Source organism: Variovorax sp. F042 (genome assembly GCF_057814215.1).
Genome location: NZ_JBVASX010000022.1, coordinates 45,772 through 59,526, shown reverse-complemented (window position 1 = coordinate 59,526; position 13,755 = coordinate 45,772). Strand labels below are relative to the sequence as shown.

13 protein-coding genes are annotated in these 13,755 nt (G+C 66.0%); 6 read left to right on the top strand and 7 right to left on the bottom strand.

The annotated features are described in order from the left end of the window. Positions 1 to 2: 2 nt before the first annotated feature. Complete coding sequence (rocF, locus tag ACZYSP_RS34475; RefSeq protein WP_093178439.1) at positions 3 to 932, bottom strand: arginase; 930 nt, start codon at positions 930 to 932, stop codon at positions 3 to 5. Then, positions 932 to 2,995 (bottom strand): prolyl oligopeptidase family serine peptidase, encoded by a 2,064-nt coding sequence (locus ACZYSP_RS34470; RefSeq protein WP_489019053.1) that lies wholly within the window; start codon positions 2,993 to 2,995, stop codon positions 932 to 934. Before ACZYSP_RS34470 ends, rocF begins: the two co-directional genes overlap by 1 nt. Positions 2,996 to 3,206: 211 nt before the next feature. Between ACZYSP_RS34470 and ACZYSP_RS34465 the strand changes: the two genes are divergently transcribed. The 5 genes from ACZYSP_RS34465 (at position 3,207) to ACZYSP_RS34445 (ending at position 7,630) form a co-directional block, all read left to right on the top strand. Beyond that, positions 3,207 to 4,895, top strand: a complete 1,689-nt coding sequence (locus ACZYSP_RS34465) for a WS/DGAT/MGAT family O-acyltransferase (protein ID WP_489019051.1) — start codon at positions 3,207 to 3,209, stop codon at positions 4,893 to 4,895. A gap of 160 nt (positions 4,896 to 5,055) precedes the next feature. Next, positions 5,056 to 5,610 carry a hypothetical protein gene (locus ACZYSP_RS34460; protein WP_489019049.1) on the top strand — a complete coding sequence of 185 codons (555 nt, stop codon included), beginning with the start codon at positions 5,056 to 5,058 and terminating at the stop codon, positions 5,608 to 5,610. Between the two features lie 52 nt (positions 5,611 to 5,662). After that, positions 5,663 to 6,103, top strand: coding sequence for a phasin family protein (locus ACZYSP_RS34455; RefSeq protein ID WP_093057665.1), 441 nt, complete (start codon positions 5,663 to 5,665; stop codon positions 6,101 to 6,103). A gap of 22 nt (positions 6,104 to 6,125) precedes the next feature. Then, entirely contained in the window at positions 6,126 to 6,761 is a 636-nt protein-coding gene (locus tag ACZYSP_RS34450) for a TetR/AcrR family transcriptional regulator (RefSeq protein WP_093057664.1), read from the top strand. Positions 6,762 to 6,850: 89 nt separating this feature from the next. Next, positions 6,851 to 7,630: an esterase/lipase family protein gene (locus tag ACZYSP_RS34445; RefSeq protein ID WP_093178436.1), complete on the top strand. Its 780-nt coding sequence runs from the start codon at positions 6,851 to 6,853 to the stop codon at positions 7,628 to 7,630. Between the two features lie 56 nt (positions 7,631 to 7,686). Here the strand turns inward: ACZYSP_RS34445 and ACZYSP_RS34440 are convergent, their stop codons facing one another. Genes ACZYSP_RS34440 through ACZYSP_RS34420 form a run of 5 tightly spaced genes read right to left on the bottom strand, consistent with a single transcriptional unit; the run spans position 7,687 to position 12,898 of the window. Beyond that, a complete protein-coding gene (locus ACZYSP_RS34440) occupies positions 7,687 to 7,929 on the bottom strand; it encodes a hypothetical protein (RefSeq protein WP_093078958.1) in 243 nt (80 codons plus the stop codon). Then, positions 7,926 to 9,095 carry a colicin D domain-containing protein gene (locus tag ACZYSP_RS34435; RefSeq protein ID WP_218137524.1) on the bottom strand — a complete coding sequence of 390 codons (1,170 nt, stop codon included), beginning with the start codon at positions 9,093 to 9,095 and terminating at the stop codon, positions 7,926 to 7,928. The genes ACZYSP_RS34440 and ACZYSP_RS34435 overlap by 4 nt, the downstream gene beginning before the upstream one ends. Beyond that, the gene (locus tag ACZYSP_RS34430) at positions 9,095 to 9,442 is read right to left on the bottom strand and encodes a PAAR-like domain-containing protein (RefSeq protein WP_093078957.1); all 348 of its coding nucleotides are present in this window, start codon (positions 9,440 to 9,442) and stop codon (positions 9,095 to 9,097) included. Before ACZYSP_RS34430 ends, ACZYSP_RS34435 begins: the two co-directional genes overlap by 1 nt. Continuing rightward, complete coding sequence (locus ACZYSP_RS34425) at positions 9,439 to 10,611, bottom strand: DUF2169 family type VI secretion system accessory protein (protein WP_177192831.1); 1,173 nt, start codon at positions 10,609 to 10,611, stop codon at positions 9,439 to 9,441. Before ACZYSP_RS34425 ends, ACZYSP_RS34430 begins: the two co-directional genes overlap by 4 nt. Continuing rightward, the gene (locus tag ACZYSP_RS34420; RefSeq protein ID WP_489019043.1) at positions 10,604 to 12,898 is read right to left on the bottom strand and encodes a type VI secretion system Vgr family protein; all 2,295 of its coding nucleotides are present in this window, start codon (positions 12,896 to 12,898) and stop codon (positions 10,604 to 10,606) included. The genes ACZYSP_RS34425 and ACZYSP_RS34420 overlap by 8 nt, the downstream gene beginning before the upstream one ends. A 191-nt stretch (positions 12,899 to 13,089) precedes the next feature. On the opposite strand from ACZYSP_RS34420, the gene ACZYSP_RS34415 reads away from it, so the two are divergent. Next, positions 13,090 to 13,734 (top strand): DUF1444 domain-containing protein, encoded by a 645-nt coding sequence (locus ACZYSP_RS34415; protein WP_354339389.1) that lies wholly within the window; start codon positions 13,090 to 13,092, stop codon positions 13,732 to 13,734. The last annotated feature ends 21 nt before the right edge of the window (positions 13,735 to 13,755 follow it).

The following is a 13,755-nucleotide window of genomic DNA, read 5'->3' as shown; positions in this document are numbered from 1 at the left end:
TCCTAGCGCACCAGCGTCGACTTGCCGAAGAGGCTCTCGATGAGCTCGACAGCCACTTCCGCTGTCTGGTTGCGCACATCGAGCGCCGGGTTCAGCTCCACCACGTCGAGCGAGCCCAGCCGCCCGGTGTCCGCGATCATTTCCATGCACAGCTGCATCTCGCGATAGGTCGGCCCGCCGCGCACGCCGGTGCCCACGCCGGGCGCGTCCGCCGGGTCGAGGCAGTCGAGGTCGAAGCTCACGTGCAGGTGCGTGTCTTCGTCCACGTCCTGCAGCGCCTCCGTCATGGTCGTGCGCATGCCGTGCTCGTCGATGTGGCGCATGTCGAACACGCTCAGGCCCAGCGTGCGAATGGCTTCCTTCTCGTCGCCGTCCACGCTGCGGATGCCGATGAAGCGGATGGCGTCGTGCTGCAGCGCCGCGCGCTCGCCGCTCCAGCCCGTGAGCACGGCCGGCCCGTGGCCCAGCAGGCATGACACCGGCATGCCGTGCAGGTTGCCGCTGGGACTCGTGGTCTCGGTGTTGACGTCGGAGTGCGCGTCGAGCCACAGCACGCGCAGCTTCTTGCCGCGCTTGCGCGCATGCCACGCCACCGCGCTGATCGAGCCGATGGCCAGGCAGTGGTCGCCGCCCAGCATCACCGGCACGTTGCTGGCACCCAGCGCGGTGTCGACGGCCGCGTAGACCGAGCGGTTCCAGGCGATCACTTCGTCGAGGTGGCGCAACCCGTTGGTCGGCGGCGCCCAGGGCGTGGCCGGGCCCGCGAGGTTGCCGCGGTCGATGACTGTGTAGCCCTGCCGCGCCAGTGCCTCGGGCAGGCCCGCAACGCGCAGCGCGTCGGGCCCCATGCCGGCGCCGCGCACGCTGGCGCCGATGTCGGTCGGCGCGCCGATCAGTTCGAGGGTGACGGGGGTGCTGCTGACGTTGCTCATCACGGCTTCTCCAGGTGTTGCCACAGGTACGCGTAGCCCAGTGCGTCCATGAAAGCGGATTCCTTGTTGTCCGTTGCAGCGCTGTGGCCGCCTTCCAGGTTCTCGTAGAAGCTGCTGTCGTACCCCAGCGCCACCATCTTTGCGTGCATCTTGCGCGCATGCACCGGGCCCACGCGGTCGTCGCGCGTGGAGGTGGTGAAGAGGGCGGGCGGGTATGCCTGGCCCGGCTTCGCGTTCTCGTAGGGCGAGAAGGTCTGGATGAATTCCCACTCGTCGGGCTGGTCGGGGTCGCCGTACTCTGCGATCCACGAGGCGCCCGCCGACAGGTGCGTGTAGCGCCGCATGTCGAGCAGCGCCACCTCGCTCACGACGGCGCCGTAGAGCTGGGGGTACAGCGTGAGCATGTTGCCCATCAGCAGGCCGCCGTTGCTGCCGCCCATCGCGCCCAGGTGCGCGGGCGAAGTGATCTTTCGGGCGAACAGGTCTTCGGACACGGCCGCGAAGTCTTCGCAGGTACGCAGCCGGTTCTCCTGCAGTGCGGCCTGGTGCCAGCGCGGGCCGTACTCGCCGCCGCCGCGGATGTTGGCGATGACGTACACGCCGCCCTTGTCAAGCCACGCACGGCCGATGCTGCCGCTGTAGCTGGGCTGCAATGAAATCTCGAAGCCGCCATACGCGTACTGCAGCGTGGGGTTCTTGCCGTTGGCCAGCAGGTCTTTGGCGGCGATCTCGAAGTAGGGCACGCGCGTGCCGTCTTTCGAGGTGGTGAAGTGCTGGCTCACGCGATAGCGCGAGGCGTCGAAGAAGGCGGGGCTGTCCTTCAGCACCTCGGGTTCGCCCTGGCCGATGGTGCCGATGTAGAGCGTGGTCGGCTGCAGGAAGCCGCTCACGGTGAGGAAGTAGTCGTCGTTCTCGTCCTCGTCGATGCCGCCCGCCGCGATGGTGGAGAGCGCGGGCGCGCCGCCGAGGCTTTCACCCGTCCACGCACCTTTGCCGTTCGATGGCGGCGTGAGCACTTCGAGGCGGTTCACCACGTCGTGCATCACGTTGACGATCAGGTGGTTGCGCGTCCACGAGTGGCTGTCGAGTGCGGTCGTGTCGTCGGGCTCGAACAGCACGGTGAGCTCGCGCCGGCCCGCCATGTAGTCGTCGAACTTCGCGGCCAGTAGCGAGCCCGACTTGAAGGTGGTGCCGCCCACGGTCCAGTCGGTGCGCGGCTCGATCAGCATCCACTCGCGCGTGATCTCGGCCAGCGAATCGTCGGGCACGTCGATCTTGGCGAGCTTGCCGTCGGCGCCGCGCAGCCAGGTTTCGCTTTCGTAGAAGTCGATCTGGCGCGAGACGAAGTCGCGTTCGAAGCCGGGCGTGTTGTCGCGGTAGGCGCTGACGGACATGTCCTCGTGCGCGCCTTCGTACACCGTCACCGCGCTGGCCAGCGGCATGCCGCGCTTCCATTCCTTCACGATGCGTGGATAGCTGGAGCTGGTCATCGAGCCGGGGCCGAAGTCGGTGGCCACATAGAGGTGATCGATGTCTTTCCAGCCCACGTGGTTCTTGGCCTCGGGCAGCGAGAAGCCGCCTGCGACGAACTGCTTGGTTTCGAGGTCGAACTCGCGCACCACGTCGGCATCGGCGCCGCCGCGCGACAGCGAGATCAGGCAGCGCCTGTAGTCGGGCTCCAGGCAGTCGGCGCCGTGCCAGACCCAGTTCTCCTTGTCGGCCGCGGCCAGCGCGTCGAGGTCGATCACCGTCTCCCACACGGGCTGCGGCTTGCGGTATTCATCCAGCGTGGTGCGGCGCCACAGGCCCTTGGTGTGATCCTTGTCGCGCCAGAAGTTGTAATAGAAGCGCGGGCCGATCTTGCGGACCATCGGAATGCGGTCGTCCGAGTCGAGCACCTCGAGGATGCCCTGCTGGAGCGCCTCGAACGCGGGCGACTGCGCATAGGCCTGCACGGTGAGCGCGTTCTGCGCGCGCGCCCAGTCGAGCTGCTTCTCGCCGTCGATGTCTTCGAGCCAGAGGTTGTCGTCCTGATGCTGCTGCGGGGAGGGGCTGGATGTCATGGCCGCAGTGTACGGAGCCTGTGTGAAACGGGCGATGTCAGCAGTTGTTGCCCTGCCCGCCGGGCACCTGGCACTTTTTCGCTACTTCGGGCAAACCCCTGTCTCGCTGGTGCCTTCCCCCGGTGGAAACACTGAAGAACCAGAGGCCCACGAACGCGATGCCCGCGCTATCCTGCCTAGCGGCGCATGCCCCACCAAGGAGACACAACACATGAAACACCTGAGCGGTCTTGATGCCACCTTCCTGCACTTGGAAACGCCGGAAATGCCGATGCACGTGGGCTCCCTGAACGTGCTCGACCTGCCCAAGGGCTACAAGGGCGACTTCTACGAAGACGCCAAGAACTTCATGGCCAGCCGCATCCACCTGGCCGACGTGTTCACGCGCAAGCTCGCGCTGATGCCCTTCGACATGACCAACCCGGTGTGGGTCGAGGACGACGACATCGACCTCGACTATCACGTGCGCCACATCACGCTGCCCAAGCCCGGAACCAACCGGCAGTTGCAGCAATACGTGGCCCGGCTGCATTCCTCGCTGATCGACCGCAGCCGGCCGATGTGGGAGTTCTACATCATCGACGGCCTCAAGAGCGGCCAGGCGGCGCTCTACACCAAGGTGCACCATGCGGGCATCGATGGACAGGCCGGCGTGGAAGTGGGCAAGGCAATCTTCGACCTCGAGGCCACCGGCCGCGTGGTGAAGCCACCGCGTTCGCGTCCGCGCAGCAGCGGCTACCAGCTGGGCATGGCCGAACTCGCCACCGCTGCGTTGCGCAACACCGCGCAGCAGTACGTGAAGCTCTTCAAGATGGCGCCCGCCATCGCGCGTGCCATCGGCGGCCTCGCCAAGCCCGACGAGAAGGCGGCCGAGAAGGACACGGCCGCCGCACCGAAGAAGTTCAACCTCTTCGCGCCGCGCACCTCGCTCAACGTGTCGATCACCAACCAGCGCACCTTTGCCGGCCGCACCATCTCGCTGGCCGAGACCAAGTACATCGCCAAGCACTTCGGCGTGTCGCTCAACGACGTGGTCATGGCCACGGTGGCCGGCGCGCTGCGCCACTACCTGGCCGACAACAACGAGCTGCCGGCCAAGCCGCTGGTGGCCGGCGTACCGGTGAGTCTGCGCGAAGCGGGCGACCAGACAGCCAACAACCAGGCCAGCATGATCCTCGTGAGCCTGGCCACCGACATCACCGACCCGGTGCAGCGGCTGAAGGCGATCAACGCGTCGTCGACCTCGTCGAAGTCGACCATGAACCGCTTCAAGGCCGTGATCCTCGACGACTTCCCGACCTTCGCCGCGCCCTGGCTGGTGTCGGGCATCGCGTCGATGGTGGGGCGCTCTGGCATCGTCAACCTGCTGCCGCCTGCGGCCAACGTGGCTATCTCGAACGTGGCCGGCGCGCCGTTCCCGATGTACTTCGCGGGGGCGCTCGTCACCTGCTACTACCCGGTGTCGATCGCCAGCCACGGCACGGCGCTCAACGTCACGGTGCAGAGCTACAACGGCCGCATGGACTACGGCCTGATCGCCTGCCGCCGCGCCGTGCCCGACATCACCGAGATCGGCGACTACCTGCTGGCCGAGCACAAGCTGCTGATGGAGCTGACGCAGAAGCACCCGGCCGCAGCCGGTGCGGCGCCCGCGCCGGTGCCTGCGAAGACGATCGAGGAGCCGTCGGACGAGGCCGGGCACGCGCCCGTCGCCGCTGCAAAGAAGAAGCCTGCGGCGCGCAAGAAGGCTCCAGTCAAGGTCGCAGCGAAGAAGGCGCCCGTGAAAGCAGTTGCAAAGGCACCAGTCAGGACCGCGGCAAAGAAGGCCGCTCCCAAGCCGCCGGCCCGCAAGGCCGCGCCGGCCAAGCGCTCCGGCAGCCCCAGGGCCGCTGCGGCATGATCGGCGCACGGGCCCCGGCCTGCTGAAAGAAAATTGGGGCAGTTGGACTAGTTTTCCGACCGTTCTAGTTTTTCAGGCCTAGGCCCCACAGAAGAAGATAGGCCCATCGCGAAAGACACACCGTTTCCTTCGCGAACCTTTCAACTTCAAGGAAATCACCATGTCCACGCAAACCACCATCGCTTCCGCAGCTGTTCACGTCGTCGGTCAATACAACGACGCTGGCAAGACCCTGGTCGGCGCTTACCGCGCCGGCGTGCATCGTCTCCTGGGCGGCGCCGCTTCGCGCTACAGCAACTTCCTCGGCAGCCGCCAGATTCCGCTGGTGAGCGAGCAGGTCAAGGCCAACCTGATCGGCGCGCAAGAAAAGATCAACGGTTTCCTGGCCAACCGCCTGGATATCGACACCAGCCGCATCGTGAACGTGATGGACCGCGTTGCCGCCGGCACCACCAGCGGTATCGAATCGGTCGCCAGCCGCGTGGCTCGCGTCGAGTCGCCGGTCGCCACCTCGGTGATCAACGCCCTGGGCGCGCTGAACCAGCCGATCGCCACTGTCTCGGTGCAGATCGCCGACAAGATCGTCGCCGGCACCAAGCAGATCGAAGCCCGCGTGAGCGGCGCCGAAGAAGCCAAGCCGGTTCGCACGGTGAAGGCCAAGGCTGCCGCCGCCAAGAAGCCGGTTCGCCGCGCTGCTGCCCGCAAGGCGGCCTGACCCCCGGGGCGCTTTGCGCCTCTTTTCTTTTTTCCGGCATCTGGAGCACTGCATGGCGACCCGTCCTGACGAAACTGCAAAGTTGAAGAAGAGGGCGGCGCCTGCGAAGAAGAAGACGCCGGCCGCGAAGAAGGCGCCCGCGGCAACCAGGAAGCCCGCGGAGCCCGGCAAGGCCGAAGTCCTGCTGCGCGCCGGCCTCAAGGCGCTGGACAACGTGCGCAACGACGTCGCCAAGCGCCAGGCCAACGTGATCGAAGGCCTGCTCGGCATCGGGCAGGGCAAGGTCCCCAGCCTCGACAGCTTCGGCATCCGCAAGTTCGAGGACGTGTTCGACCAGCGCGTCGCCACTGCCATGCAACGCCTGGGCATGCCCGGCCCCGCCGAAGTGCAGGCCCTGCGCGACGAGGTCGCGCAACTGCGCGAACGCGTGGCGCAACTCGAAGGCGAAGGCACCGGTGCCGCCACCTCCCGTGGCCGCAGCGCCAAACGCTGAGCGACAACCCGACAAGCCGGTTGTGGCCAGTTCCAACACCACACGCGACCGCATCCTGCAGGCCAGCCTCGCGCTGTTCAACGCGCAAGGCCTCGCGGCCGTGTCGACCCACAAGATCGCAGCCGAGCTCGGCATCAGCCCGGGCAACCTGCACTACCACTTCAAGGCCAAGCAGCTGATCGTCGAATGGCTGTTCCGGCGCTTTGAGCAGCGGCTCGAGGCCCTGAACGGCTCGTCGGCATCGATCGCGGCCATCGACGACCTCTGGCTCGCGCTGCACCTGCGCTTCGAGGCCATCGACGAATACCGCTTCATCTACCGCGACATGGCCTTCCTGGCCAGCGAATACCCGGCGCTGGGCCAGCGTGCGCAGGCCCTCACCGCGCAGAACCTGCTGGCCGCGCAAACGCTGTGCGAAGGCCTGGTGGCCTCGGGCGTGATCGAGACCAGTGCGGAGCAGGCGCGCATCCTGGCGCTGCAGATGGTCTTCACCACCACCTGCTGGCTGTCGTTCGAGCGGCTCGTGCCGGGGCGCGACGCGCTGGCGCAGGCCGACCCCGGTCTGGCGGCTTTCTACACGCTCACGCTGGTTTCCCCGTATGTTTCCAGCGAATCGAGGGCTTACCTTGATTACCTGAGGGGCAAATACCTCGGATAAATGACGTTGTTGTCCGACGGGGCATTGATTCTTTCGGCCTCATGTTCGTCTTGAAGAAGATAAAAACCAAAAAGGATCCATCCATCATCATGACCACCGCCACCCACGCCAAGGAACCTGTCGCGCCACCGTCGCGCCTGCTGCTGCTGGCCGAAGCCCGCGCACTCTGGGAAACCGGCGCCGGCATCGCCATGTGGCCGCTGCTGCAGCTCACGCCGCGCGGCGACGGACACCCGGTGCTCGTGCTGCCGGGCCTCGTGGCGGGCGACGGCTCCACGCTGCTGCTGCGCCGCTACCTGTGCAGCCGCGGCTACGACGCGCACGGCTGGGGCCTGGGCCGCAACTTCGGTCCGCGCGAAGGCGTGGAAGACGGCATGGTCGAGCTGCTGAAGACCCTGCACGACAACAGCGGCCAGAAGGTCAGCGTGATCGGCTGGAGCCTGGGCGGCGTGTATGCGCGGCTGCTGGCGTCTTCCTATGCGCCCATGATCCGCAACGTCATCACGCTGGGCAGCCCATTCTCCGGCAGCCCGCGCGCCACCAACGCATGGCGCGTGTACGAAGGCGTGAGCGGCCAGAGCTCGCACGACCCGCGCCGCATGAAGTTCGTGCAGCCCACGCCACCCGTGCCGACCACTTCGATCTTCAGCCGTACCGACGGTGTCGTCGCATGGCGCTGCAGCATCGAGAAGACCGGCCCGCAGTCGGAGAACATCGAAGTCATTGCCAGCCACCTGGGGCTGGGTGCGCACCCGGCAGTGCTCTATGCGGTGGCCGACCGGCTGGCGCAGCCGGAGGGCGAGTGGAAGCCCTTCAATCGCGGGGTGCTGGGGCCGCTGGTTTATCCGGACCCTGATCGAGAGAGCTGAAGGAGGTTGTCTGTCGGTCTTCGTCAGATCCGGGAAGCGCAGCCGAGCGGCTACGCCTAAAGGTCAAGCTCGGCTCTGAGCTTTCTCCTGATGCTCTCCATCACCGATTTGTAGTCCGGGTCGAAGATGAAATCGATTTCTGACTCGGCTGCGGATTCGATCTCTCTCAGGACATGCTCTTCTTCCGGCGAGAGACCAAACTGGGCAATCTTGGTACAGATTTCCATCAGGATGGCCATCTTGGCTTGAGGCAGAGTGATGTTCACTTCCTTGTCGAAGTCGTACTTGTCGTTCGTCACAGGCTGCCTCGTGTTTGGACGTTGTTGATCTGGGCCGGATTGAGCCGCCACCCGGAAAGAAAGTTGTGAGAAGTATCCGTCATGACATTCAGGCCCGTGGAGGGATTGAGGTAGTGGATGACAGGGTCGCCACGATACGTTCCGTTGAACATCTGTGTGCCCGGATCCTGCACGTGCGCTTCCAAGGCTGATTGATAGTTTGCGGCCGCATTCTTGCCCCAAGGATCGTTCACGCCGAAGTCCTTGGCGTGCTTGTACTTGGCCTGTAGTTGTTTCTTGTCGTACTGAACCGTAGGCCTTGGCGGTGGTGCTGGAGGGGGAGGCGGGAGGCGTCGAACGACAGTGCCTTGTGCCGGGGGCTCCGGTGGCGGATTCTGCGTCGAAGACTTTCCTCCGACGGGCCGGCCGACCGGTTCGAGGGGGGCGCCGCGAGCGTTCTCCCCGGGTCTTGGCAGAGGCTCGGGGGCATTCTTCTTTCCGCCAAGACCCACATGCGCAGCGGCCATGTCGAATGCGGCCGCGCCGACTTGATTGGCCGCCGCTACTTGCTCCTCGCTTCCTCCGAGTACACGCGTGGCCGCACCGGGGGCGCCGAAGATCGGACCCAGCAAGGCGATGCCCAGCGTGTTGCCGAAGCGCAGGTTCTGCGCACTCAGCCAGGCACTTTCGCTGCCGGAAAGCCCGTTCTCCCAGCGTGGCCCCGGCGTATAGACGTCCTGCAGGAAAGAGACTCTTCTCTTGAGCTCCAAGGACTGTTCGGGCGGCAAGGGGTTCTTGCCGGTGTAGTGGTCGTTCAGCTGCTGGAGCTTGTCGTCCAGCGCCGACTTGGGGATTTCATCTGGCATCTTTTCGCATGCCTGCTGAAATGTCTTCGCGGCCTGCAGCGCATCCGTGGGCTCAAGGCGCGCGTCGCGACCAGTGCCGATCCACATCCGCTCGTACCACGGTATCTTTTCGAAGTCTGCCTTTTCCCGCTCGTACCGCTCGCTGCAGATGCCGGGCCGGCGCCGCACCATCGGCCCCTTGGGCACCTCGAAGGTCAGCACCCTGCCGAGCGTGCCGTTGCTGTTGAAAGAGGGGGGCGAGAAGGAGGAAGAGGGCGACGACGAGGAAGACGTGGACAGCACCTGCCCCAGCGTCTTCTTGTCGTCGGGAATCGAGCTCATCAGGCGGCCCCGTTCATCTCGCAGAGATCGCCGTGGCGGGCCACGGGGCGGCTCTCGACGAAGACCGTCTGCGAGCCGGAGATGATCTTCACGTTGCCCGCGCCGAGCGAGACCCCCGAGCGCACGCCGCTGCCCGCGTTGCCCGCCACGCCCTTGACGATGCTGTCGACCATCAGCACCTTCTCGCTGCGCGCGAACACGGTGTGCGAGTAGGCCGCTTTCTCGGGCGGAAGGATCGACACGATGTCGAAGGGAACGACCTGGTTGCCGACGATGCAGAAGTCCGGCGCCACGTTGACCACCATGAACCGCGACTCCGCATCTGCGATGTGCTTTTCGGCGCTCATGCCGGTATCCCTTGACGCGCGGCGCCACCGGCCGCGATGGCTTCGGTGATTGGCCGCTCGAAGAGGTCGACCGCCACCGTGTCGAGCGCCTGGTCGAGCGTGAGCCGCCAGGTCAGGTGCACGAGCATCTCGTCGAGGTCGATGTGCACGGTGTCGAGCTTCATGGCTTCGCTGCGCTCGATGCCGTCCCCGTTCCTGCACAGCGCCTCGATCCACAGGTGCGGGAGCTGGGTCTCGGTGCAGGGCGTCGAGGCGAAGAAGCCGCTCATGCGAAGGGATTCGTCGCCCCGCAGGCCACCGGCCACGACCTGGTCGGCGGGGGCGTACTGGAAGAAGCGTTCGTCGAAATCGTCGGCGTAGTCCATGTAGGGCTGTCCAGCGTGGCGTTCGCGCCAGGCGTCGTCGTAGGTTCCCGCCAGCGCGACACGCGGCTGCCAGAAGCGCGCGACCGGCCCGAAGCCGACGGGCTGGGCGTCCTTGTGGTTGGCGTGCTGCAGCGGTGCATCGGTGTGCTCGATCTGCGGGCCGGGGAACGGCTGTCCGGCGGCATGGCGCGCCCCGGGATGATCCTCGCGGGCTGCGCTACCGAACCATCCGGTGCCGCAGGGGTTGGCCGAGTGGGTGCGGGGCGGGGCCGATTCGTCGTCGCCCTGGTCGAATCCCCATCCGCCGTAGGCGAGCTCGTAGCGCAGCGGCACGGCGAGCGTGGGCTGCGCGTCGGACAGGCTGCGCTGCGCGGCGTCCGGCTGCCAGTCCCAGTGGCGCGGCCCGGTCAGACGCAGCGCCTTGTGCAGCAGCGGTGCGTCATGGTGCCTGTGCACCTGCAGCTCCGCGCGCCAATCGCGCCTTGGCGTCCAGTCGAGGGCGTGCGCGGTGCCCGTCACGTAGACATCGGCGTCGGGCTTGAGCAGCAGCACGTCGGTCGCCATGCGCAAGCTCGACAGCGTGGCGTGCGCGGCATCCCAGGGCTCGTCGGCGAAGACCGGGCCGCGATGAAACGCCGCCGGTTCGAGCCGGCCGGGCGCGAGCACGAAGCTCGCGCACACCACCACCACGTCGTGGAAGCGCCGCCCCTTGCCCATCTTGTCGAACTGGAAGTGTGGAAAGGGGGTGCCGTTGCGCAATTGCCTCAGGCGCGGCGCGGGGATCGGCGGCGCGGGCTCAGCCATGGGCGTTGCCCTTGTCCGCCGCCAGCATTCCGACGCCGGCGGAGACCGCGGCCGAGACAGTGCCGAGCACTTGTGTCGCATGGCCTGCAGCTTCGCCGCCTCCACCGCCGCCCCCGGCCACCTGCTGGGCGATCGAGGCGAGCTGCCCCGCCTTGCCAAGCAGGTCGGCGGGGTTGCCGCTCATCAGTGCGCCCAGGCTCGCCAGCGGGCTGCCCGGCGGCTCGGCCGGCGGTGGGGTCGGCACCGCGTTGGGTTGCAGAGCGGCGCCACCGCCCATGGGGTTGAGCCAGATGTGCTCGCCGTTGACGGTCACGTCGTCGCCTTGCGCCGTGATATTGATCTTCTTGCCCGTGACGGCAATCGAGCCGTCGGCCTTGAGCTGCACCACCGACGCGCCCACCCGCAACGAGATGGTCTTGCCGTCCATCTCGATGTGGCTACCCTTGTCTCCGCCCACGGACAGCAGGTACTTCTCGCCGACCTTGGTGGTCTGGGTCTTGCCGACCATGGTGTTGTCCATCATGCCGACGACGGTGTTGCGCAGCATGCCGACGTTGAAGGAGTAGGCCAGGCCGATATTCACCATCTTGGCGAGGCCCACGTTGTGCATGTAGGCCATGCCGATCGTGGCCATCTGGTTGCGGCCCACTTTCTTGCTGCGGTCGCGGCCCACCGAGTGGGTTTCGTCATGCTCGACCTCGATGTCCTGGTTGCGCTCGGCGTGCAGCCACACCTGTTCCTGGCCTTTCCTGTCCTCGAAGCGCAAGGCATTGGCGTTGGCACCGCTGCCGCCCTCGGAGCTGCGTGTGAGCAGGCCGCTCTGCGTGGCGTTGTCGGGCAAGCTCCACGGCGGCATGTTGTCGGCGTTGTAGACGCGGCCCGTCACGATAGGCCGGTCGGGGTCGCCATTCTCGAAGTCGACGATCACCTCTTGCCCGATGCGCGGGATCTGGATGCCGCCGAAGTTGGTACCTGCCCAAGGCGAGGAAACACGAATCCAGCACGAACTGTTCTCGTCCTTGGTGCAATAGCGGTTCCAGTGAAAGCTCAGTTTCACGCGGCCGTATTCGTCGGTCCAGATCTCGCGGCCCGCCGGGCCCGTGACGATGGCGGTCTGCGGACCTGTGGTGCGCGGCCTTGGCTCCGGCGGCACTGGCGCACGAAAAACCTTGCTCGTCGGGATGACCTCGAAGTCCACCCGGCATTCGAACTCCTGCTGCGAGCTTGCATCGCCCACGTCCTGCAGTCGCAGGTGTGTGTTCGTCACGAGGTACTGCCGATTCGCTTCGTTCTGAGGATGGCGCTCCAGCGTGAGCAGACAGCCCGGCACCACCGCACGCAGGTTGCCCGAGCCGCTGGCACGCTCGCCCTGACTGCCGACCTCCTCCATGCGCGTGCGCACCAATTGCTCGCCTTCGGATTCGACGACGTAGTCGCCCGGCCATCTGTAGTGCTCCCATGTGTTTTGCGCGGTCTTGCGCGGCATGGCACTGACTTGCTGCAACTCGGCCTTGGGGCGCTTGAAGTCGAAGTCGTCGGTGACCCAGCGGCCGCTTTGCAATTCCTCATGCGCATTGAAGCGGTCGCAGCGTTCTTCGCGTGCGGTCGCGTCGGCGGCATGGAAAGGAATGGTCTGATAGCCCGCGTGCGCGAAGGGCTGGTGAGAGGCCATGTCGTCCACGATCACCAGCTTGTGGTTGTTTTCTTCGTGCACGAAGCAGTAGTACAGGCCCCACTCGTGCAGCAGCCGGGCAATGAAGTCGTAGTCGGTTTCCCCGTACTGGACCTGGAACTCACGAGCCGGATAGCTTCGCGTGGCCCGTATCTCGAAGGGCAAGCCGTACTTGCCGAGAACAGTCTTGACGATGCCCAGCACGTCTTCGTTCTGGAAGATGCGGTAGTCGCTCGTGCGCGTTGCCAGAGTGAGCCAAGGCTCGACGACGGCTTCGTACAGCGCGCGGCGATTTTCCAGCCGCAGGAAGCGCACGCGCGTGACCAGCCCTGAGATGTGGCGCTGCTCCGGACCTGAGCCGGGCCTGCCATCCAGAACGATGTGCGTGGTGAGCGTCTCGCCGATCAACTGCTTGATGGCGACATTGGCCGCCTGACGCTCGTTGTAGCCCTGCTGTTCGGGGGTGGCGAGGGTCAGGGTATAGCGAAAAAGACGGCTCAAACCCTCTTCGCCTTCAATCGCGATGGGCTCCAGTGCCGGCTCGTTGCCGAACGCAGGCATTGCAGACGAGGAAGCGGTGAGAACACGCGCAAGCTGCGCGGTGCCTATTGGCATGAAATCTCCCTGGTGTTCTGACTGACGAAGCAAATCGTAGCAATTCGAGCCTGAAACGCCAGTAGCACGATAGATTGCTATCGCCCCAACAATCTGGTGGGACCGGGCGGGCGTTTTGCAAAGCCGGCTCGCGCGACCATGACTTCCGTCACTTGTGCCGCAGCGGCCCCGCCCAAAACAATAGCGGCGCCATGTACCCCGACCTGCCGCCCGTCTATCCCCGCATCAAGCACATCGACTTCCTCGAAGCCGTGCAGCCGATGCTCGACCAGATCGAGGCGCGGGGCGGCAACCGCGAGGCGCAGACGCCCGTGGCCTATCCCTTCGCCGGCGAATCCGACCTGCTGATGACCTTCGCGGTCGACACGCCCACGCAGTTCGTCACACTGACCCAGGAGGGCATGGAGGAAACGGGGCTCGACCCGCAGTCGCTGTACGAACTGGCGATCGACAACATGCTCCGGCAGGTGGCGCACAACCTCGATACGCAGGACCTCGTCATGTACAAGGCGCTGGTGACGGGCGACGGCTTCGAGGCCTGCATGCTGCTGCTGCCTGACCTCTGGGAGCAGTTGTCACAAGGGTTCAAGGGCGAGTTGATAGCCGTGGTGCCGAGCCGCAGCGTCATCTACTTCATGGACAGCGGGGCGAGCTTCGAGGCCCGGGGGAAGTCGATCACGGCCGAGACCATGCTGGGCCTCATGTGTTCAGCTGCCGCCGAGGTCAAGGCCGAGGCGGGGCCGCACGGCCTCTCGGACAAGGTGATGGCGCTGACCCCGGACGGCTGGCACGTTCGCGGCACCTTCGAGGACCACGCGTCGGCACTGGAGGCCTGACGAGGCCTGCGCAGTCTTCCT